Below are 16236 nucleotides of genomic sequence, written 5' to 3' on the forward strand. Positions count from 1 at the left end.
CTAGACGTTACGCAGCGCAACGTCAACATGAATTCCGTAATTTTATTCAAATTGATTTATTTTCCGGAATGGAACATACTTTTGCCATATAAGAGGAATCTGCTATGAGCACCACAAAATCTGAGGCGAGCCGCCTGGAAGGCGATACCCCGGCGCAACGGCTGCTAACGCTGCTTGAGGTAATATCAGAGAAAGATCAATTCTTTACGTTGCAGAGCATGGTTGAGGAAACCAATATGCCCAAGCCGACTCTGCACCGGATGCTGCAGCAGCTGGAAAGCTCGGGAATGCTGCAGCGCGAAGCTGATGGACGCCACTACAGCCACGGCAGGCGCCTGCAGCAGCTGGCGGAAAACCTGCTGTTGAACGACACGCTGCGCGGCGCGCGCCATGCCATCTTGAGCTCGCTGGCCGAGGAAATCGGCGAAAGCTGCAACATTACCGCCCTGTCGCACGGGGAAGTTCTCTATCTGGATCGCGTGGAAACCTCGGCACCGCTGCGCTTTTATTTGCAGCCAGGGTCGCGCGTCCCCGTCCACTGCTCCGCCAGCGGCAAACTTTTCCTGGCGCAAATGACACCGGCACAGCGGCGCCGTCTTCTATGCAACCTGCCGCTTGAGCGCTTCACGGCGAATACGCTCACCGATCAGCAAGCGCTGGAAGAAGAAATTCAGCATGTTAAGCAGCGCGGCTACTCCTTTGATAACGAAGAGTTTTTACCCGGCCTTTTGTGCATAGCCGTACTCGCATCAAACCCTCAGGGCGTTTCCAATATCGGGGTTGCTGTCCAGGGGCCAATCATGCGCTTTAATCACGACCAGGCACTCGCCTGCCTGCCGGCCCTCAGGCGCGCTGCGGACGCCATTGCCGATCTCTGCCAGGAAGGCGTCTCCCCGGCCGATCAAGCCTGATACCCGAGCCACACCGCGAGGCTTGACGGACGGCTTATTTTTGCCTGCTACACGTCATAAGGAAACACCATGTCCCACACACGACTATTGATGACCAAGGCGTATATCAACGGCCAATGGCATGACAGCGCGCGCCACTTCGCCGTGACCAACCCGGCCAACGGCGAAGCGCTTGCCCAAGTGCCCGATATGGGGGCTGAAGACGCCCGGGAAGCGATTGCCGCCGCTGACCAGGCGTTTACCGGCTGGCGTAAAAAAGCGGCCAAGGAGCGCGCGGCGCTGCTACGCCGCTGGTTTGAGGGCATCATGGCGCACCAGGAAGAGCTGGCGCAGATCATGACGCTGGAGCAGGGCAAGCCGCTAGCCGAGTCGCGCGGGGAGGTCGCCTACGGCGCAAGCTTTGTCGAGTATTTTGCCGAAGAAGCCAAGCGAATCGCCGGAGAGACCCTTCCCGGCCACGGGGCAGACAAACGCATCCTGGTATTTCGCGAGCCCGTCGGCGTCGTCACGGCCATTACTCCCTGGAACTTCCCCCTGGCGATGATTACCCGCAAGTGTGCGCCGGCGCTGGCAGCCGGCTGCAGCGTCGTCATCAAGCCGGCAGAGGCGACTCCGCTGACGGCACTGGCCCTTGCCAAACTGGCGGAAGAGGCCGGGTTGCCTGCCGGCGTGCTCAACGTCATTACCGCCTCCACAGGGGCTGAAGTCGGTGAAGTTCTGAGTACCGATGCGCGAGTCCGCAAAATCTCTTTCACTGGCTCGACTCCAGTGGGCAAAAAGCTCCTTGCCCAGTGCGCCGATACCGTCAAGAAAGCCTCGATGGAGCTCGGCGGCAACGCCCCCTTTATCGTTTTTGACGATGCAGATATTGACGCCGCGGTAGAGGGAGCCCTGCTCTCCAAGTACCGTAATACCGGCCAGACCTGCGTATGCACCAACCGTTTTCTGGTGCAGGATAGCGTCTATGAAACCTTCCTTGAGAAGCTTTCCGCCCGGGTCAAGGAGCTCAAGGTGGGCAACGGCATGGAAGATGACGTGGTTCAGGGGCCCCTGATCAACCAGGCGGCCGTGGAAAAGGTCCAGACGCATATCGGCGACGCCCTGGATAAAGGCGGCCGCCTGGTCTGCGGCGGCAAGCCTCACGCCCTGGGCGGCACCTTCTTCGAGCCGACGGTTATTGCGGATGCGACCCCGGACATGCGCGTCGCCCGGGAAGAAACCTTTGGCCCGCTGGCGCCGGTGTTCCGCTTTACCACTGAAGAAGAGGCCGTTGCGCTGGCCAATGCCACCGAGTTTGGCTTGGCAGCCTATTTCTACGCTCGGGATTACCGGCGCATCTGGCACGTCTCAGAGAGCCTGGAATACGGCATGGTGGCCGTCAACGAAGGGCACCTTTCTACCGAGCTGGCCCCGTTCGGCGGCGTCAAGGAATCCGGCCTGGGTCGGGAAGGCTCCCGCTACGGCCTGGAAGAATTCACAGAGCTCAAATACGTGTGTATCGGCAGCCTCTAACACAAGAAAGCCCGTGCCGGGCTAAGCACGCTGTTCGGGTTCATAGTGCTAAACGAAAGCCTGACCTCGATTCAGCTTGTCGGCATCGGGCTGATTCTGCTGACCGTCACAACGCTGAGCCCTTCCTCTCCTCAACGCGCGCAGTGAGTGGCGCGGGCTATGCGCGCTGGCAACAAAGTGGCCGGCGCGGGGCCGGCCAAGGCTAATCGCAAGCGATCTCAATTTAAGCTCAAGTGCCGCTATATCCGCCTGCCAATTACGGGTCTTTCAGCCTGTGCCTACCCACCTGCAACGCTGGACGGTCAGCGTCAAGTTCCGCCAGCGGCATACATTCCTGCATACTTTCCCGGCAGCGTTGCGTTAACGCTTGGTACTCCCGGGTACCGCTCTGTTTCCAGCCCACCTCTTTATCGCTTAGCTGGCGATGAACGATAGCCGGGGCTCCTAGAATCAGTGAAGCGGGCTCGCAGCCGAAGCCGCTTTTGACAAAAGCGGCAGCGCCGACAATGGAACGCTCAGCAATCACCGCCTCGTCCATAACCACAGCATTCATTCCTACCATGGCATCAGACTCAATCACGCAACCGTGTAATACGGCACCGTGGCCAATATGGCCGTTACTTTTTATCACTGCGTCGCGCCCGGGGAAGGCGTGCACTACGCAGGTATCCTGAAGGTTGGCACCCGACTCCATCACGATACGACCAAAATCACCGCGCAGCGATGCACAGGGCCCAATATAGCACTCAGCCCCTACCTGCACATCGCCAATCAGCACGGCTGTTGGGTGCACATAAGCAGAAGGGTGTACCACAGGCGTGACGCCATCGATTCGATAACAGGGCATATACGCACTCCTATTTTTGCCTCAATATTCAATACCTTGCGACACATTCCTGTATCAAAAACAAAATTCGTCGATATTTAACTTCCGCAAATTACGCCATGAGTAGCGAATTTTCCCTCATACTAAAGGACAATATTCTAAAAATAACAACAAAATCAGCCAATTAAAAAACGCCGCATGTACAACAGGAATCCGATACAGAAAAAACACCTGTGAAAATTGACCTGTATCAATTTTTCCCGATATTCTCTTCTTAGGTACATGGCCCGGTCACCCGGAAAGCTCAACGACAACATACCTCGGCTTCCGTGTCCGCTATCAGACCATGCTGAAAAACCCAATAACGCAATCCCGGAACCTCTCATGCCACAGATACTGCTCTCGGAAGGGCCGGCTCAGGGCGTTCGCCTGTTAACGCTTAATCGTCCTGACGCTCTCAATGCCTTGAATACAGCGCTACTTGCTTCCCTCAGCGATGAGCTGGATGCCGCTGAAGCTGATCCAGAAACCCGGGCCATTGTCATTACCGGCAGCGAGCGTGCCTTTGCCGCCGGGGCTGATATCACCGAAATGGCAGCCCGCGACCTGGTCGGCATGCTCAACGATCCGCGTATTGAGCACTGGGCACGTATCCGCCGTTTCACAAAACCCCTCATCACGGCCATCAACGGCTTCTGCCTCGGCGGCGGCTGCGAGCTGGCCATGTGCGGCGATATCCTGATTGCCGGCAATAAGGCCCGCTTCGGCCAGCCAGAAATCAATCTCGGAATCATGCCCGGCTCGGGCGGCACCCAGCGTCTGGTACGTGCTGTCGGCCAGTCGCTGGCCATGCAAATGGTGCTCACCGGCGAGCCCATCAGCGCTCAGCGCGCGCTGGACGCAGGCTTAGTCAGCGAGGTTTGCCAGCCGGAGTTAACCGTCGAACGCGCTCTTGCTATTGCGCGCACCATCGCCTCCAAGGGGCCGATTGCCGTGGAGCTGGCTCGCGAAGCAATACAGCGCGCTGAAGACATGGATCTCGCCGCCGGCCTTCGCTTTGAGCGTCATGCCTTCACCATTCTGGCCGCTACTGATGACCGCCGAGAGGGTCTTGAGGCTTTCCAGAACAAGCGCAAACCGACATTTTCCGGGCGCTAAAGCCAGAGTATCGATCTCCTCAATCCGGCCCCCGGGATTCCTGTGACCTATAAGGATAGCTCCATGACTGAGCAGAGTGTGCTTCTCGATATTGATCAGGGCATTGCCAAGATTACCCTGAACCGGCCGAAGAGCCTCAACAGTTTCAACGTTGAAATGCATGAGCAGATGCGCTCTGCCATGAAAACCATCCGCAAAGACCAAACGGTGCGTGTGGTTCTCCTTACCGGCAACGGCCGTGGCTTCTGTGCTGGACAGGACCTGTCGGATCGTAATGTGAAGCCAGGCGAGGAAGCGCCGGATCTAGGTTTTTCCATCGAGAACTATTACAACCCGCTGCTGCAGACCATCCGCAACCTGCCTATGCCCGTTATCTGCGCTGTTAATGGCATTGCCGCCGGGGCCGGCGCCAATATTGCGCTGGCCTGCGATATTACGCTCGCAGCACGCTCAGCCAGCTTTATCCAGGCATTTTGCAAAGTTGGCCTGATTCCCGACTCGGGCGGCACCTGGATACTCCCCCGCACAGTAGGCCTGGCCCGGGCCAAGGGCCTAGCCCTATTGGGTGACAAGCTAAGTGCAGAAAAAGCCGAGCAATGGGGCATGATCTGGCAATGCGTGGAAGACGAAGATCTAGAGGAAGAGGCCTGGAGCCTCGCTCGTCATTTCGCGTCTCAGCCAACCAAAGGCTTGGCCATGATCAAAAGGGCGCTGCACGAAAGTGCTAATAACAGCTTTGACGATCAAATTCTGGTCGAACGAGACCTGCAGCGGCTGGCCGGACGCACCGAGGATTATCGTGAAGGCGTGGCAGCTTTCATGGAAAAACGCACGCCGGACTTCAAGGGGAAATAATCATGCAGGCACTAGTAACAGATACGCCGATAGCCGTGATTGGTGCCGGAGCCATGGGTTCTGGGATCGCCCAGGTTGCTGCCCAGTCCGGGCATCGCGTATACCTGCTGGATCAACGAACAGGGGCTGCCGAAGCGGGTCGACAGAACGTTGCCAAGCAGTTGCAACGCCGAGTCGATAAGGGGAAGCTAAAGCAATCTAGCCTGGACTCGCTGCTCGAACGCATCATCCCGATTAGCGATTTCGACGAACTGGCCAGTGCCGGCCTGGTTATTGAAGCCATCATCGAAGATATCGAGGCCAAGCAGAAACTCTTTGCCGAACTTGAAGCCATTTGTACCAAACAGGCAATTCTTGCAACCAACACTTCGTCTCTCTCCGTGACGGCACTAGGTGCCAGTATGGAGCATCCGGAGCGTCTCGTTGGGATGCACTTTTTCAACCCTGCTCCCCTAATGGCATTGGTCGAGGTCGTCAAAGGCCTAGCCACCAGCGAAGACGTTGCCCAATGTGTTTACGCCACCGCTATCCAATGGGGCAAGAAGCCTGTTATCGCAACATCAACACCGGGCTTCATTGTTAACCGAGTCGCTCGCCCTTTCTATGCAGAAAGTTTGCGCCTGCTGTACGAGCAGGCCACCGATAGTGCCACACTGGATGCGCTCATACGCGAAGCCGGTGGCTTTCGCATGGGGCCGTTCGAGCTGACGGACCTGATTGGCCACGACGTTAACTATGCGGTAACCACATCGGTTTTCAATGCCTACTATCAGGACACTCGCTTCCTCCCCTCCCTGGTTCAGAAAGACCTGGTAGACGCAGGGCGCCTAGGACGCAAGAGTGGTCAAGGGTTTTACCACTACACTGAAGACGCGCAAAAGCCGCAGCTGGCTACGGCTGAGACCGCCCACACTGAAGAAGACACGCTAATCGTGGAAGGTAGTGCCGGTCCACTTGCTCCCCTAGTGGCGCGGCTGCGCAATCATGGTTGCGAGGTTGTCGAGCGAGACGGGCCTGGCCGCCTGCTATTTGGAGCAGCGGTACTCGCGTTAACCGACGGCCGCATGGCAACCGAACGTGCCGCTGAAGACGCCTGTAATAATCTGATCCTGCTGGATTTGGCGTTCGACTATACCCAAGCCAACCGGTTAGCCATTACCGCTGCTGAACAAGCCTCCCCTCGGGCTATCAATGATGCCTGCGCCCTTCTGCAAAAGGCCGACATCGCGGTTAGTCACATAGCCGATCGTCCGGGGGTAGTGATCATGCGCACTGTGGCCATGCTCGCCAACGAGGCTGCAGATGCCTATCTGCACGGCGTGGCATCTCTGGATGATATCGACCTGGCCATGAAAGCAGGTCTGAACTATCCGGAAGGCCCGCTGCGCTGGAGCGACAATCTCGGATTCAGCCTGGTGCATACCGTACTGACCAATATGCAGCAAAGCTACGGCGAAGACCGCTACAGGCCGTCGTTGCTGTTGCGCAAGAACCGATTCGCCGAAAAGGGGTTTTATTCATGAGCCAAGCGTATGACGACGCGCAACAGCTGGCTCAGGACTGCGCGGCATCCATGTATGCAAGAGACCTTGCCAGCCAGAATCTTGGCATAACGATTACCCGAGTATCTCCAGGTGAAGCCACAGTATCCATGGCTATCACCGATACCATGATTCAGGGACATGGTTCATGTCACGGCGGCTATCTGTTTACGCTTGCCGATTCGGCATTTGCCTTTGCCTGCAACAGCTATGACAAGGCCACGGTGGCCTCGGGCTGTTCTATCGAATACATGAAGGGGGCCCAAAAAGGTGACGTGTTGACGGCCAGCGCCATCGAGCAGTCCCGTGGCAACCGTATGGGTATCTACGACATTACGATCACAAACCAGAACGACCATGTCATTGCCTTGTTTCGCGGCAAGTCCTACCAGGTACGCGGCAACGTTATACAGTCGGAGACCGTCGAATGAGTCACAACAATAGCCTGAAAGATGCCTATATCGTAGACACCGTCAGAACCCCCGTGGGCCGCTATGGGGGAGTCCTGGCCTCCGTGAGAGCGGATGATCTGGGCGCTGTTCCCATGAAGGCCTTGAAAGACCGTTATCAACAGCTGGATTGGGCCAGCGTGGATGACGTGCTTTATGGCTGCGCCAACCAGGCCGGTGAAGACAACCGCGATGTGGCCCGCATGTCGTTACTGCTTGCCGGGCTCCCGGTAAATGTTCCGGGTAGCACTATTAACCGTCTGTGCGGCTCCGGCATGGACGCCATTGGCACTGCCTCCCGCGCACTGCGCACGGGAGAAGCCAAGCTGATGCTGGCCGGCGGCGTGGAATCCATGTCCCGGGCACCGTTCGTGATGGGTAAGGCCGAAACGGCCTTTAGTCGCAAAGCCGAAATATTCGATACCACGATAGGCTGGCGCTTCGTCAATCCGATATTGGAAAAGCAGTACGGCATTCATTCCATGCCGGAAACGGCCGAAAACGTCGCCGCTGACTACAATATCTCGCGCGAAGATCAGGATGCCTTTGCCCTAAGAAGCCAACAGCGCACGGCCGCAGCCAGGGAAGCAGGTTACTTTGATCGGGAAATTGTTCCGGTCAGTGTGCCCCGGCGTAAACAGGATCCGCTCACAGTGGATACCGACGAACATCCGCGTGAAACAAGCCTGGAAAAGCTAGCTAGCCTCGGGACTCCTTTCCGGGACGACGGTAGCGTAACAGCCGGTAATGCCTCTGGTGTTAACGATGGCGCCTGCGCCCTATTGCTGGCAAGCGGCGATGCGCTGAAAGAACACAACCTGAAGCCCCGGGCACGAGTTGTCGCGATGGCCACGGCTGGGGTTGAGCCGCGCATCATGGGCATGGGGCCTGCGCCGGCTACTCGTAAAGTATTGAAAACATCCGGCCTGGACCTGGCTGACATGGACGTCATCGAGCTGAACGAAGCGTTTGCTGCTCAGTCATTGGCGGTGCTTCGCGATTTGGGTCTGCCGGACGACGCTGAACATGTTAATCCGAACGGCGGCGCTATCGCCCTGGGTCACCCTCTGGGTATGAGCGGGGCCCGCCTAGTCACTACCGCACTCAACGCGCTGGAATGCCGTCATGAACAGAGCCAGAGCGCCCGTTACGCCTTGTGCACTATGTGTATCGGTGTGGGGCAAGGTATAGCGCTAATTATTGAGCGTGTCGATCACGCAACATAACTGAACAGGCCCGGGCACCCGGGCCCAATCCTTAAACTTATACGGCCCGGGAAACAATTCGCCGGGGCAACAAAAACAAAGCAGGACACAGCCATGAATCTCCCCATGCACAAGCTCGGAAAACTGGATCGAATGGAAACTGCCAGCGTGGACGAGCTTCGCCACGAACAGCTCCAGCGCTTGCGCTGGAGTGTCTGGCACGCCTACACCAACGTGCCGCACTATCGCCAGGCATTCGATGAAATTGGCCTTAAGCCCATGGATATCAACAGTCTGGAAGATCTCGCCAAAGTACCGTTTACGACAAAGGATAGCCTGCGGGACAACTATCCTTTCGGCATGTTTGCGGTGCCCATGAAAAAAGTGGTTCGAGTACATGCGTCCAGCGGTACCACCGGTAAGCCAACCGTCGTCGGTTACACCAAAGGTGATATTGAAACCTGGGCTGACATAGTGGCCCGCTCCATCCGAGCGGCCGGCGGCAGTGCAGGCGATAAAATCCATGTTGCCTACGGCTATGGCCTTTTCACAGGCGGCTTAGGGGCTCACTACGGCGCCGAACGCCTTGGCTGTAGCGTTATTCCCATGTCCGGCGGGCAGACAGAGAAGCAGGTTCAGCTGATCAATGATTTTGAGCCGGATATCATCATGGTAACGCCCTCCTATATGCTGAACATTGCAGACGAGCTGGATCGACAGGGCATGGATCCCAGAGACCTGCCGCTGCGCCTGGGTATTTTCGGTGCTGAACCCTGGACCAACGAAATGCGTGCCGAACTTGAAGAACGGCTCAACATCCAGGCCCTGGATATTTATGGCTTATCAGAAGTCATGGGGCCAGGGGTCGGTATGGAATGCCTGGAAACCAAAGACGGTCCTACGATCTGGGAAGATCATTTCTATCCGGAAATTATTAATCCCGAAACCGGTGAGGTGCTCCCAGACGGCGAATACGGTGAGCTGGTTTTCACCTCTTTAACCAAGGTAGCCATGCCGGTGCTCCGCTACCGAACTCGTGATTTGACGCGCCTGCTGCCGGGTACCGCTCGCCCCATGCGCCGGATTGACAAGATCACCGGTCGCAGCGATGACATGCTGATTATCCGTGGCGTGAACGTATTCCCCAGCCAGATTGAAGAACAGATACTCAAGTGTCGCGCATTAGCCCCACACTATGAAATCGTGGTTTACAAAAAGGGCAACATGGACTGTGTGGATATCCGAACTGAGCTCAAGTCAGATGTCAACGGCACCGGCACCGGCACCCGAGAGCAAACAGCCAAGGAGCTCAATCATCACATCAAGTCCTACATCGGTATTAGCACTAGCGTGAAAGTGGAGGATGCAGGAACCATCAGCCGCTCTGAAGGCAAGGCCAAACGCGTCTTCGATCGCCGTAAGGGATGACAGCTACGCTTAAGCCGGCTCTTCGACCTGCCTAGGCCACTGCCTTTCTCAGCAAAAAAGCCAATTGCCGGCACAACCAAAAACTTTCTTTATTTTCAATATCTTACCCATAAGTGGAAAAATACTGAACCCTGAAATGATACAGAAAAAACATACTTGAAATTTGTTCTGTGTCATATAATATGGAATTAGCCCTGTGGATCGTCGCACGCGTTGCCAACGGCGAGCGGCGAATTTTGCAAATGATATTCGGAGAGAGTCATGTACGCACAGATGGTTGATACTGGCGCCAAGCGCCTCAAAAGTCTGGAAGAAATGTCTCCCGAAGAAAGGAGCTTCCAGGAAAAGATAGATGCCGAGATAAAAATTGAAGCCAAGAACTGGATGCCCGAAGGCTATCGCAAGACACTGATCCGCCAGATGTCTCAGCATGCCCACTCAGAAATTGTCGGCATGCTGCCGGAGGGGAACTGGGTCACTCGTGCGCCGACCCTCAAGCGTAAGCTTCAGCTAATGGCAAAGATCCAGGACGAGGCCGGTCATGGCCTCTACCTCTACAGCGCCGTAGAAACTCTGGGTGCCGATCGCGACGAAGAAATCCAGAAGCTGCACGACGGCAAGGCCAAGTACTCTACTATTTTTAACTACCCGACTCTGAACTGGGCCGATATGGGTGCCGTCGGCTGGCTGGTTGATGGTGCTGCTATTGTTAACCAGGTCGTGCTGCAGCGTACCTCCTACGGTCCCTATTCCCGTGCCATGGTACGCATCTGCAAGGAAGAAAGTTTTCACCAGCGCCAAGGCTACCAAATACTGTTGGACATGATGCGTGAAGGCACCCAGGAGCAGAAGGATATGGTGCAGGACGCGATTAATCGCCTCTGGTGGCCGTCATTGATGATGTTCGGTCCTCACGATGATGAGTCTCCTAACTCACAACAGTCCATGGTATGGAAGATCAAGCGCAAGAGTAACGACGAATTGCGGCAGATGTTCATCGACCAAACCGTTCCACAGCTTGAGTTTCTCGGCTGCACTGCGCCGGACCCCGACCTCAAGTGGAATGAAGAGACAGGTCACTATGACTTCGGCGAAATCAATTGGCAAGAATTCTACGACGTTCTCAAGGGCAATGGCCCCTGCAATCACGAACGTCTTGCCACTCGCCGCAACGCAATTGATGAAGGTGCTTGGGTGCGGGACGCAGCCGTTGCCTATGCCGCAAAAAAACAACAGCGTAAAGCCGCTTAAAGAGGAGAGATCACAATGGCTGAATGGCATCTTTACGAGGTTTTCGTACGCAGCAAGCACGGCCTGAACCACAAACACGTAGGCAGCGTACACGCTGCTGATGATGAAATGGCCATGGAAAACGCCCGTGAACTCTATACCCGTCGTAATGAAGGGGTAAGTATCTGGGTTGTTCCGTCGGCCATCATTACAGCATCAGCTTCAGATGAAAAAGAGGTACTATTCGATCCGTCTGAAGATAAGGTTTACCGGCACGCTTCATTTTACAAGCTGCCCGATGAAGTCGGACACATGTGAGGAGCCTCCCGATGACACAGCAAGAAGCCCTGCAGGAATATCTGCTTCGCTTGGCTGATTCCGACATGATTCTGGGACAGCGCTTGAGCGAGCTTGTTGGTAAAGCGCCCGCTCTGGAAGAAGAACTGGCGTCTACCAACGTTGCTCTCGATCTGATCGGCCAGGCACGCCACTGGTATGAATACGCTGCCGACCTTATCAACAATGGACGCGATGCGGATAACCTAGCCTTTTTGAGGGATGCCCACGACTATCGCAATCTACTGATGGTCGAGCAGCCCAATGGAGATTATGCCGTTACTATCGCTCGCCAGTTCTTCTTTGATGTGTGGCACTACTTCACGCTACAAAGTCTGGTCAATGCCAGCGACGAGCGCATTGCCAACGTTGCGGCGAAGGCGATCAAGGAAGCTACTTACCATCTGCGCCGCTCTGCCGAATGGGTCAGGCGGATGGGTGACGGCACTGAAGAAAGCCACCGCCGTATTCAGCATGCCTTTGACTTGCTATGGCGTTTCACAGGTGAGCTAGTAACGCCGGATGATACCGATCATGCCATGTTCAAGGCGGGCATCGGCCCGGACCCAGAACAGTTGAAGCAGGACTGGTTCGGCATGGTGCATGAAGTAGCAGCACAGGCCACTCTGACACCGGGCAAAGAAGATGCCTGGATGTACATGGGTGGCAAACACGGCGTTCATACCGAGCATTTGGGTTTCATTCTGGCCGAGATGCAGTTTCTGCCTCGTGCCTACCCGGATGCCACAACCTGGTAAAGCCGCCTGATAAGGCTACATCCATCTGCCAAGGGGAGCACTTCCGGTGAATGAACGTGAACCATCATCCGTCGACGTACTGATTGCCAGTGATCAGGTACCGGCCAACGCCCGCCCTGAGTCTCTGTCGGAGGAAGCCATCTGGGCCTTGCTGGATAACGTCAAGGATCCGGAAGTGCCTGCTATCAGCGTGGTGGAGCTGGGTATTGTGCGACGCCTGAGCTGGGATGGTAAGCATTTAAGTGTGGATATAACGCCCACCTACTCCGGCTGCCCTGCTACTGAGCTGATCGAAGAGCTGATTGTCGAAGCCCTGCGCGCAGCCGGAATCCGCGACCCCCAGCTAAACCAGGTGCTGACACCGGCATGGACCACAGACTGGATCACTGCCGAAGGCCGGGAAAAGCTCCGAGCATTTGGTATAGCACCGCCACAGGGTAACGCCAGCAAAATGAGCCTGTTAGGCGCCGAAGAGACCATCGCCTGCCCTCAATGTGGCAGCGACCACACTGAACGCATTAGTGAGTTTGGCTCAACGGCCTGTAAGGCGCTTTACCGCTGCAGCGACTGCCTAGAGCCCTTCGATTATTTCAAGTGCATATAGAGTTGATACGATCATGAATAAATTCTACGCACTACCTCTTAACGAGGTCAGGCCGGAAACAAAAAACGCCGTCTCTCTGTGCTTCGACCTGCCCGAAGATTTGGCAGAAAAGTTCGAATATAAACAGGGACAGCACCTTGTCATACGCACGAAACTAGACGGCGAAGAGGTGCGGCGCACCTACTCCATTTGCAGCAGCGTGAATGATCAAGAGCTGCGCATTGCCATCAAGCGCGTACCTGGTGGCCTCTTCTCCACTTATGCTAGTGAGCAGTTAGAGCCCGGATCCACTCTGGAAGTAATGCCGCCGCAGGGCACTTTTTCTATTGACCTGGATCCAGAGCGCAAAGGTAACTATCTGGCAGTTGCTGCCGGTAGCGGCATCACACCGATTCTGTCTATCATTAAAACCACGTTGGAGACCGAACCCGAGAGCTCGGTCACTTTGCTATATGGTAACAGAAGCGTCAGCAACACCATGTTTCGCGACCAGCTTCAAGATCTGAAGAATGAATACATGTCCCGCTTTAACTTGGTATACACCTTTACCAGGGAAGAGCAGGATATCGACCTGTATAACGGTCGCATTGATAACGACAAATGCGACCAGCTATTTAAAAGCTGGATCAACGCCGAGCAGCTAACAGCCGCTTTCCTTTGCGGCCCCCAACTATTAACAGAAACCGTGCGTGATTCTCTTATTCGCCACGGCATGGATCCGGATAACGTTCATTACGAGCTATTCACGCCGGCCGGGGGGGTACCTCGAGCCCGCGAAGACCGTGCAGAAACCCGGGTGGATCCCGAAGCCGTCAGCGAGATCACTGTTAAGTCAGACGGTCGATCCCTGACGTTTGATCTAGTGCGCGATACCAAAAGCATACTTCAGGCCGGCAATGACGAAGGGGCAGATCTGCCCTTTTCTTGCCAAGCCGGCGTATGCTCGACCTGCCGCGCTAAAGTGTTAGAAGGCGAAGTGGAAATGGACCAAAACTTTGCCCTGGAAGATTACGAATTGGAAGCAGGGTACGTGCTGTCGTGCCAATGCTACCCCGTCAGCGACAAGGTCGTTCTTGACTACGACGAAATGTAATTCTGGAGTTTTTAAATGTCAGTTCTCAAGAGCTTTATTGCCGGTGAATGGATCGGTTCCGGACAGGCCAAGGCGCTGCCTAGCGCCATCAACGGAGAGATCGTTGCCCATACTCACGACGATACTCTCGATTTTGCCAAGGCCGTAGATTATGGCCGCAAAGTAGGCGGCAAGACCCTCATGGAAATGGATTTCCAAGAGCGTGCCCTGGCTCTCAAGGCCATGGCTATTTATCTACAGGAGCACAAAAAAGAGCTTTACGCTCAGTCCATGCACACAGGCTCCAGCAAATCAGATAACGGCATTGATGTTGATGGTGGCTTCGGCACACTATTCTCTTATTCCAGCATGGGCCGCCGTGACCTACCGTCGGGAAACGTTGTACATGAAGGGCCAGTTGTTCCTCTGGGTAAAAATAACCACTTTGCGGGTACCCATATCATGGTGCCCCGCGGCGGTGTGGCCGTACATATCAATGCCTACAATTTTCCGGTGTGGGGCATGCTGGAGAAATTTGCGCCGACCTTCTTGGCAGGCATGCCTTCCATTGTGAAGCCGGCCACTTCTACCAGCTACGTGACCGAACTGGCGGTACGCCTCATGCACGAATCCGGTGCTCTGCCAGAAGGCAGTCTGCAGCTGATTATCGGCAGCACAGGCGATCTGCTTGATCATCTGGAAGAGCAGGACGTTGTCACCTTTACCGGCTCTGCTACTACGGCTCGCAAGCTGCGTAACCATCCGAACATTATCAACCGCTCCATCCCGTTTAATGCAGAAGCCGATTCTCTGAACAGTGCAGTTCTAGCACCCGATATTACCCCCGAGCACGAAGAGTTTGACTTATTTGTGCGGGAAGTGGGCCGTGAAATGGTCGCAAAAGCGGGTCAGAAATGCACCGCCATCCGGCGTGTAATGGTGCCCCGCGAACAGGTTGATGCGGTCAGCGATAAGCTACGAGAGCGTCTGTCCAAAATCACTACGGGGGACCCTTCCGTTGAAGGGGTCCGCATGGGTGCTCTGGCTTCCCTCGATCAGCTGGAAGACGTAAAAACCAATATTCAGGAGCTGCTCAAGACCAGTGAACTGGTTTTCGGTGGCGATGGTAGCTTCCAGCCTACCGGCGAGGGAACTGATAAGGGCGCCTTTATCGAGCCACACCTGTTGCTTTGCCGTAATCCAGACAACGGCTGTGGCGCCCACGATATTGAAGCCTTCGGCCCGGTTGCCACGATTATTCCCTATAACACACTGGACGAAGCAGTAGAGCTGGTAGCCAAAGGTCGCGGCTCGCTGGTAACGACAGTCACTACGCGAGACCCCAATACTATCGCCACTCTGGCGCCCAGACTGGCGGCTTACCATGGTCGTCTGTACCTGCTGGATGCGGAGTCTTCCAAGGAGGCCACCGGACATGGTTCTCCCCTGCCTATGCTCAAGCACGGTGGGCCAGGGCGCGCCGGCGGCGGTGAAGAGCTGGGTGGTATTCGCGCTGTCTATCATTACCTGCAACGCACTGCCATTCAGGGCTCTCCCACTATGCTAGCTGCCGTTAGCGGCGAGTATGTGCGCGGGGCGCAAGTTACCGAAAGCGACATTCACCCGTTCCGCTACCACTTCGAAGACCTGCAGATCAATCAGTCTCTGCTGACCCATCGCCGTACTGTGACAGAAGCGGACCTGGTCAATTTCGGCTGCCTGTCCGGCGACCACTTCTACATGCACTTCGACGAAATCGCTGCCCGTAACAGCCAATTCGGCCAACGTATCGCTCATGGCTACTTCGTCTTGTCTGCTGCCGCCGGCATGTTTATTCATCCCGCCGAAGGCCCTGTATTGGCGAATTACGGCCTGGATACGCTGCGTTTCATCGAGCCGGTCGCGCCGGGTGATACTATCCGTGCTCGCCTAACCTGTAAGCGCAAGATTGATCAGGGACGCACCTCGCCGGATGGTCACCCGCAAGGTGTGGTTGCCTGGGATGTTCAGGTAACGAACCAGGATGACGAGCTAGTTGCCAGCTATGATATTTTGACACTCGTAGCTAAAAAACCGGCATAATTTTACTAGCCACAACAAAACCGCCAGTAGGCTCTGGCGGTTTTTTTGTATCTAACGGTTAGGTCCGGGTGCCGGGTCGGCGCCTCGCCTCACACACCCTCCAGCCTCCCTTCAATACGCCACAATATCGACCAGCATCCGGTAGCCGGTAGTTGTCAAGGAATATGTCGCCTCTGAGGTCATTTAGGCTACCTGTTTTTCCGGTTCGACAACGGTGACCTGAAGCTCCCGCTCGGGGTTGAGCGACACGGTACCGATGGGCGTCCAGT

15 protein-coding genes are annotated in these 16236 nt (G+C 55.7%); 14 read left to right on the forward strand and 1 reads right to left on the reverse strand.

The window, feature by feature from the left end; translation table 11 throughout:
• Positions 1-104: 104 nt before the first annotated feature.
• Both RS027_RS10700 and RS027_RS10705 read left to right on the forward strand, forming a co-directional pair.
• Positions 105-911 carry an IclR family transcriptional regulator gene (locus RS027_RS10700; protein WP_311956687.1) on the forward strand — a complete coding sequence of 269 codons (807 nt, stop codon included), beginning with the start codon at positions 105-107 and terminating at the stop codon, positions 909-911.
• A 69-nt stretch (positions 912-980) separates the two neighbouring features.
• Positions 981-2423 (forward strand): NAD-dependent succinate-semialdehyde dehydrogenase, encoded by a 1443-nt coding sequence (locus RS027_RS10705; protein ID WP_376717594.1) that lies wholly within the window; start codon positions 981-983, stop codon positions 2421-2423.
• 256 nt (positions 2424-2679) lie between these two features.
• Here the strand turns inward: RS027_RS10705 and RS027_RS10710 are convergent, their stop codons facing one another.
• On the reverse strand, positions 2680-3270 hold the full coding sequence (locus tag RS027_RS10710) for a phenylacetic acid degradation protein PaaY (protein ID WP_311956690.1): 591 nt from the start codon (positions 3268-3270) through the stop codon (positions 2680-2682).
• Positions 3271-3633: 363 nt separating this feature from the next.
• Between RS027_RS10710 and paaF the strand changes: the two genes are divergently transcribed.
• From paaF to paaZ, 12 genes are all read left to right on the forward strand, one after another.
• Positions 3634-4407: a 2,3-dehydroadipyl-CoA hydratase PaaF gene (gene paaF / locus RS027_RS10715; RefSeq protein ID WP_311956744.1), complete on the forward strand. Its 774-nt coding sequence runs from the start codon at positions 3634-3636 to the stop codon at positions 4405-4407.
• Between the two features lie 63 nt (positions 4408-4470).
• Entirely contained in the window at positions 4471-5262 is a 792-nt protein-coding gene (gene paaG / locus RS027_RS10720) for a 2-(1,2-epoxy-1,2-dihydrophenyl)acetyl-CoA isomerase PaaG (RefSeq protein WP_311956693.1), read from the forward strand.
• Between the two features lie 2 nt (positions 5263-5264).
• Entirely contained in the window at positions 5265-6785 is a 1521-nt protein-coding gene (gene paaH, locus RS027_RS10725) for a 3-hydroxyacyl-CoA dehydrogenase PaaH (protein ID WP_311956695.1), read from the forward strand.
• Positions 6782-7234 (forward strand): hydroxyphenylacetyl-CoA thioesterase PaaI, encoded by a 453-nt coding sequence (gene paaI, locus RS027_RS10730; RefSeq protein ID WP_311956697.1) that lies wholly within the window; start codon positions 6782-6784, stop codon positions 7232-7234. Before paaH ends, paaI begins: the two co-directional genes overlap by 4 nt.
• Positions 7235-7248: 14 nt before the next feature.
• Complete coding sequence (pcaF, locus tag RS027_RS10735; protein WP_311956745.1) at positions 7249-8478, forward strand: 3-oxoadipyl-CoA thiolase; 1230 nt, start codon at positions 7249-7251, stop codon at positions 8476-8478.
• 93 nt (positions 8479-8571) lie between these two features.
• Entirely contained in the window at positions 8572-9885 is a 1314-nt protein-coding gene (paaK, locus tag RS027_RS10740) for a phenylacetate--CoA ligase PaaK (protein ID WP_311956700.1), read from the forward strand.
• Between the two features lie 261 nt (positions 9886-10146).
• Positions 10147-11136: a 1,2-phenylacetyl-CoA epoxidase subunit PaaA gene (gene paaA / locus RS027_RS10745; protein WP_311956713.1), complete on the forward strand. Its 990-nt coding sequence runs from the start codon at positions 10147-10149 to the stop codon at positions 11134-11136.
• A gap of 15 nt (positions 11137-11151) precedes the next feature.
• Positions 11152-11433 (forward strand): 1,2-phenylacetyl-CoA epoxidase subunit PaaB, encoded by a 282-nt coding sequence (gene paaB, locus RS027_RS10750; RefSeq protein ID WP_311946515.1) that lies wholly within the window; start codon positions 11152-11154, stop codon positions 11431-11433.
• Positions 11434-11444: 11 nt separating this feature from the next.
• On the forward strand, positions 11445-12209 hold the full coding sequence (paaC, locus tag RS027_RS10755) for a 1,2-phenylacetyl-CoA epoxidase subunit PaaC (RefSeq protein WP_311956725.1): 765 nt from the start codon (positions 11445-11447) through the stop codon (positions 12207-12209).
• A gap of 46 nt (positions 12210-12255) precedes the next feature.
• Entirely contained in the window at positions 12256-12813 is a 558-nt protein-coding gene (paaD, locus tag RS027_RS10760) for a 1,2-phenylacetyl-CoA epoxidase subunit PaaD (RefSeq protein WP_311956735.1), read from the forward strand.
• 13 nt (positions 12814-12826) lie between these two features.
• A complete protein-coding gene (paaE, locus tag RS027_RS10765) occupies positions 12827-13906 on the forward strand; it encodes a 1,2-phenylacetyl-CoA epoxidase subunit PaaE (RefSeq protein WP_311956737.1) in 1080 nt (359 codons plus the stop codon).
• A gap of 15 nt (positions 13907-13921) precedes the next feature.
• On the forward strand, positions 13922-15967 hold the full coding sequence (paaZ, locus tag RS027_RS10770; RefSeq protein WP_311956740.1) for a phenylacetic acid degradation bifunctional protein PaaZ: 2046 nt from the start codon (positions 13922-13924) through the stop codon (positions 15965-15967).
• Positions 15968-16236: the final 269 nt, after the last annotated feature.

Source organism: Halomonas garicola, from assembly GCF_031935715.1.
Taxonomy (GTDB): domain Bacteria; phylum Pseudomonadota; class Gammaproteobacteria; order Pseudomonadales; family Halomonadaceae; genus Vreelandella; species Vreelandella garicola.